Below are 3,688 nucleotides of genomic sequence, written 5' to 3'. Positions count from 1 at the left end.
CGAGAACAGCAGGGCCGGCTTGCTGCATTCGGCCACCAGTTCGCGCAGGATGTGGATCGACTCGGCCTCGAGCCAGTCGAGGTGGCCCATCCGGCTGGCGGTGCCGGCCGGCGATGCGAAGGCGGATGGTTCGAGCGTGATGCTCATGCGACCGCCAAGAGTTCGCCCGAGAGCTGCTCGATGTCCTGCGTGAAGGTACCGAGAAAATCGTCGTCGTCGTAGAAGGCCAGGGCCTGGCGAAACATCCTGTCGCGACTTTCCCAGCGGTTCGTCACCGGATATTGCGAAATCCGCGCATGGTCGTCGTGCGAGATGTGCAGCGCATGGCCCTCCTGGATGCGCGTGAGCCCCGCGCCCAGCGTGAGCCGCGAGATCATGTCCTGATCCTCCCAGCCCCAGCCGTGCAGGCGCCCGTTGTAGCCGTTGACCGCCAGGAAATCGTCGCGCCGCACCAGCAGCAGCCCCGGCGCCTGGCGCGTGCCGTCCTGCGCGTCCTCCTCGTTGTCGACGATCGCCAGTTCGCGCCCGTTGCGGATCTTCACGTCGAGCCGATATCCGAACCGCACCACGTTCTTCGCCTGGCGCGAATTGCGTTCGGTCTCTCGCACCCCTTTCAGCGTCGCGAACCGGCCCGGCTCGGCGCCCAGACGCGCGACCAGCGCATCGATCGAAGCCGGCTCGACGATGATGTCGCAATCGCAGAAGAACAGCGTGTCGTGCCGCGCGAAGTGCGCGCCGAGATTCTGCGCACGCGTCTTGTGGAAATACGGCTGCTCGCGCAGCTCGACGACGCGCACCGCGTCGCGATACGTGTCGGTCTGGCGCGCGACGGCTTCGGCGTCGCCGCCGAAGTTCACCACGATCACTTCGCCGCCGACACGCCGTGCCGTCTCGACCAGCCCCGGCAGCGCGCCGCGCAGTTCCTCGCGATTGCGCCACGTCACAATGATGGAAAGCATGGGATCAATCTCCTCCGGCCGACGGCCGTGACATGGGTATGGGTAGGCGGCCGCGCATCAGGCGTGGCGCAGCGCGAAATCCTTCAGGAAGGCCGTCAGCCGGCTCACCGCCTGCTCCGACACGGCGTTGTAGAGCGAGGCGCGCAGGCCGCCGATCGATCGATGTCCGTTCAGACCGGAGAAACCCGCCTCGGTCGCGAGTTCGAGACAGCGCGCATCGAGTCGCGCGTCGCGGAAACGGAACGCCACGTTCATGGTGGAGCGGCATTCGCGCCGCGCGTGCGCATCCACCACTTCGCGCAGCTCGTCGAGCGTGGCGTACAACTGCGCCGCCTTGCGCGCGTTGCGCTCGGCCATGCGCTCGACGCCGCCCACCTCGTCGCAGATCCAGCGCAACACCCGCGCCATCACGTAGATCGCGAGCACCGGCGGCGTGTTGTAGTTGGAGCCGTGGCGGATGTGGGTGCGATAGTCGAGCATCGGCGGCAAGGTGTCGGGAATGCGCTCGAGCAAGGCATTGCGGATGATCGCCACCGTCACGCCGGCCGGCCCGAGATTCTTCTGCGCATGCGCATAGACCATGCCGTAGGCGCGGACGTCGAACGGCCGGGACACGAAATCCGAGGACATGTCCGCCACCCACGGCGCGCCGTCGTCGTCCGGCACGGCCGGGAACTGCAGGCCCTCCACCGTCTCGTTCGACACGAAGTGCCGATACGAGGCGCGCGGCGACCACTCCAGCTCGGCCAGGCGCGGCAGCGTGCGATAGCCGCTCGCCGCGCCGTCCCAGACGGTGCGCATCGCCATCACGCGCGAGGCCTCGTCGATCGCCTTGCGGCTCCAGTAGCCGCCCGTCACGTAGTCGGGCGGCGGCGCACCGGGCACGCAAAAATTCATCGGGATCATCGAGAACTGCAGGCTGCTGCCGCCCTGCAGGTACACCACGCTGTAATCGTCGGGAATGCGCAGCAGCGCGCGCAGGTCGGCCTCGCTCTCCTCCAGCAGCTGCGCGAACCACCGGGAACGGTGGCTCATGCCGAGCACGGACAGCTTCGTCTCTGGCAGGGCCACCACCGCCTGCTGCAACTCGTCGAGCACGCAGTCGGGCAGCGCGCCCGGGCCGCCGGAGAAGTTCAGTTGATTGGGATGCATGGAGCACGACTCCTGGATCGTTGGATGAGGCGATGACGGGTCATTTCTCGAGCAGGCCCGCGGCAGGACGCGGCGCGCCGCGCCGCAGCATGGCGTTGAGCGGCTCGGAGAAGTGGCGGAACACGATCTGCGCGACCAGCGCCGCCACGCAGAGATAGAACAGCAGCCAGAGCGGCTTCGCATAAAGCCCGACGTTCTCGCGCGTCACGTACTCGCGCAGCACGCCGAGCACGATGATGTGGAACAGGTAGAGCTCGTAGCTGCGCTGCCCGAACCAGCGGATCACGCGCGCCACGCGCCACGTGCGTGCCGGCCGCGCGCTCGCCGCCTCGTGCTGGAAGCAGTACAGCAGCACGGCGGTGCACAGGGCGACCACCGACACGCCCCACACCACGTGCTGCATGATCGGCCCCGACAGATAGGTCACGGCCAGCACCAGGCCGGCCGCGCAGCGCAGCGCGATGCCGGTGCTCCGCGCGATGCGTCGCGCCGGCAGCAGCGCCACGAGGCTGCCCATCGCGATCGCGTCGAAGCACGACAGATAGCCGTACAGCGCCACGATCTCGTCCTCGGCATGCAGGCTCCGGTAATACGGCGCGAACAGGATCGGCACCACCAGCCAGATGCCGATGTAGCGCGGCCGGCGCAGCAGCAGGAACACGATCGGGAAACTCAGGTAGAACACCTCCTCCACCGACAGCGACCAGAGGATGTTCATCGCGTAGTTGAAGTAGCCGACCTGCGCCATCAGCACGTTGTGCCAGAACGTCAGCACCGAAAGCACCGCCACCGGCATGCTCGCCGTGTCGGGCTTGTTCACGAACGAACGCATCTCGAACAGGCTCAGCACCACCATGATGGCGAGCGCCAGGACCAGGCAGGGCAGGATGCGCGAGGCGCGGAACCGATAGAAGGTGCCGGGCCGGATCCGCGTGGGCGAACCGAAGCGGCGCAGCGAGGTGGAGGTGATCAGGAAGCCCGACACGGTGAAGAACATGGTCACGCCATAGTTGCCGTTGCGCGCCACCGCCTTGATGGCCTCGGACAACCACGGCAGGTCGAACGGCAGCAGATGCAGCCGATAGGTCAGGTGGAAATGCAGGATCAGCACGAGCAGGATCGCGATGCCTCGCAGCATGTCCACGCCGTTGCTACGCTTGCCTTCGTTCATTGGGTTTCCTGTTGTTGGAGCGGCGGCGATGCCACCGCCTGTAATTCGGCGCGGGTGCGCAGCATCCGCCGCGCTACCTGCTCGACGGTCTCGATCGACCAGACGCACGGCAGCGGCGCGCCGCCCGGTATGCCGTCCTCGCCATCCCGTGCGCCGGTCCGCACCGTGCCCGAGGCGTCCAGTTCCACATGCTCCCGGGCACTCCATTCGCGGTTCAGCGCGACAGCGGCCTCGAGCTCGAGGCCCGCGGGCAGGTCGAGCGAGAGCCGGCCCGCCTCGATCGCGACCGGATAGCCGCCCGGCAGCCCGTTCGGGCCGGGAGCATGGCCGGCGTAGCTGGCGATGCGCCCGAGCAGCGCGGCCAGCAGCACGGCGCCGGTCGCGCCGGTGACGCGGTTCAGCGACA

The 3,688-nt window shown here is 67.8% G+C and carries 3 protein-coding genes and 2 pseudogenes; all 5 read right to left on the bottom strand.

The genetic code is table 11. The features are described from left to right. A pseudogene (locus F3J10_RS34865) lies at positions 1–147 on the bottom strand (sulfate adenylyltransferase small subunit); the annotation flags it as partial. Then, on the bottom strand, positions 144–959 hold the full coding sequence (locus tag F3J10_RS34860; protein ID WP_167243983.1) for a galactosyltransferase-related protein: 816 nt from the start codon (positions 957–959) through the stop codon (positions 144–146). The gene F3J10_RS34860 and the pseudogene F3J10_RS34865, both read right to left, overlap by 4 nt. A 57-nt stretch (positions 960–1,016) precedes the next feature. Next, positions 1,017–2,111, bottom strand: coding sequence for a phosphoserine transaminase (locus tag F3J10_RS34855; protein ID WP_167243982.1), 1,095 nt, complete (start codon positions 2,109–2,111; stop codon positions 1,017–1,019). A gap of 40 nt (positions 2,112–2,151) precedes the next feature. Further along, complete coding sequence (locus F3J10_RS34850; RefSeq protein WP_167243981.1) at positions 2,152–3,282, bottom strand: acyltransferase; 1,131 nt, start codon at positions 3,280–3,282, stop codon at positions 2,152–2,154. Continuing rightward, positions 3,279–3,688: pseudogene (locus tag F3J10_RS34845) on the bottom strand (hypothetical protein); the annotation flags it as partial. The gene F3J10_RS34850 and the pseudogene F3J10_RS34845, both read right to left, overlap by 4 nt.

It is taken from the genome of Burkholderia sp. Cy-637 (genome assembly GCF_011753175.1).
GTDB lineage: Bacteria > Pseudomonadota > Gammaproteobacteria > Burkholderiales > Burkholderiaceae > Burkholderia > Burkholderia gladioli.
Note: the sequence above shows the minus strand (reverse complement) of the source record. Positions and strands in the feature narration are given on the sequence as shown.

What these genes read in the sequence shown, in the direction of transcription:
- F3J10_RS34860 (WP_167243983.1), bottom strand. Translation starts at nt 959, where the DNA reads ATGCTTTCCATCATTGTGACGTGGCGCAATCGCGAGGAACTGCGCGGC.
- F3J10_RS34850 (WP_167243981.1), bottom strand. Translation starts at nt 3,282, where the DNA reads ATGAACGAAGGCAAGCGTAGCAACGGCGTGGACATGCTGCGAGGCATC.
- F3J10_RS34855 (WP_167243982.1), bottom strand. Translation starts at nt 2,111, where the DNA reads ATGCATCCCAATCAACTGAACTTCTCCGGCGGCCCGGGCGCGCTGCCC.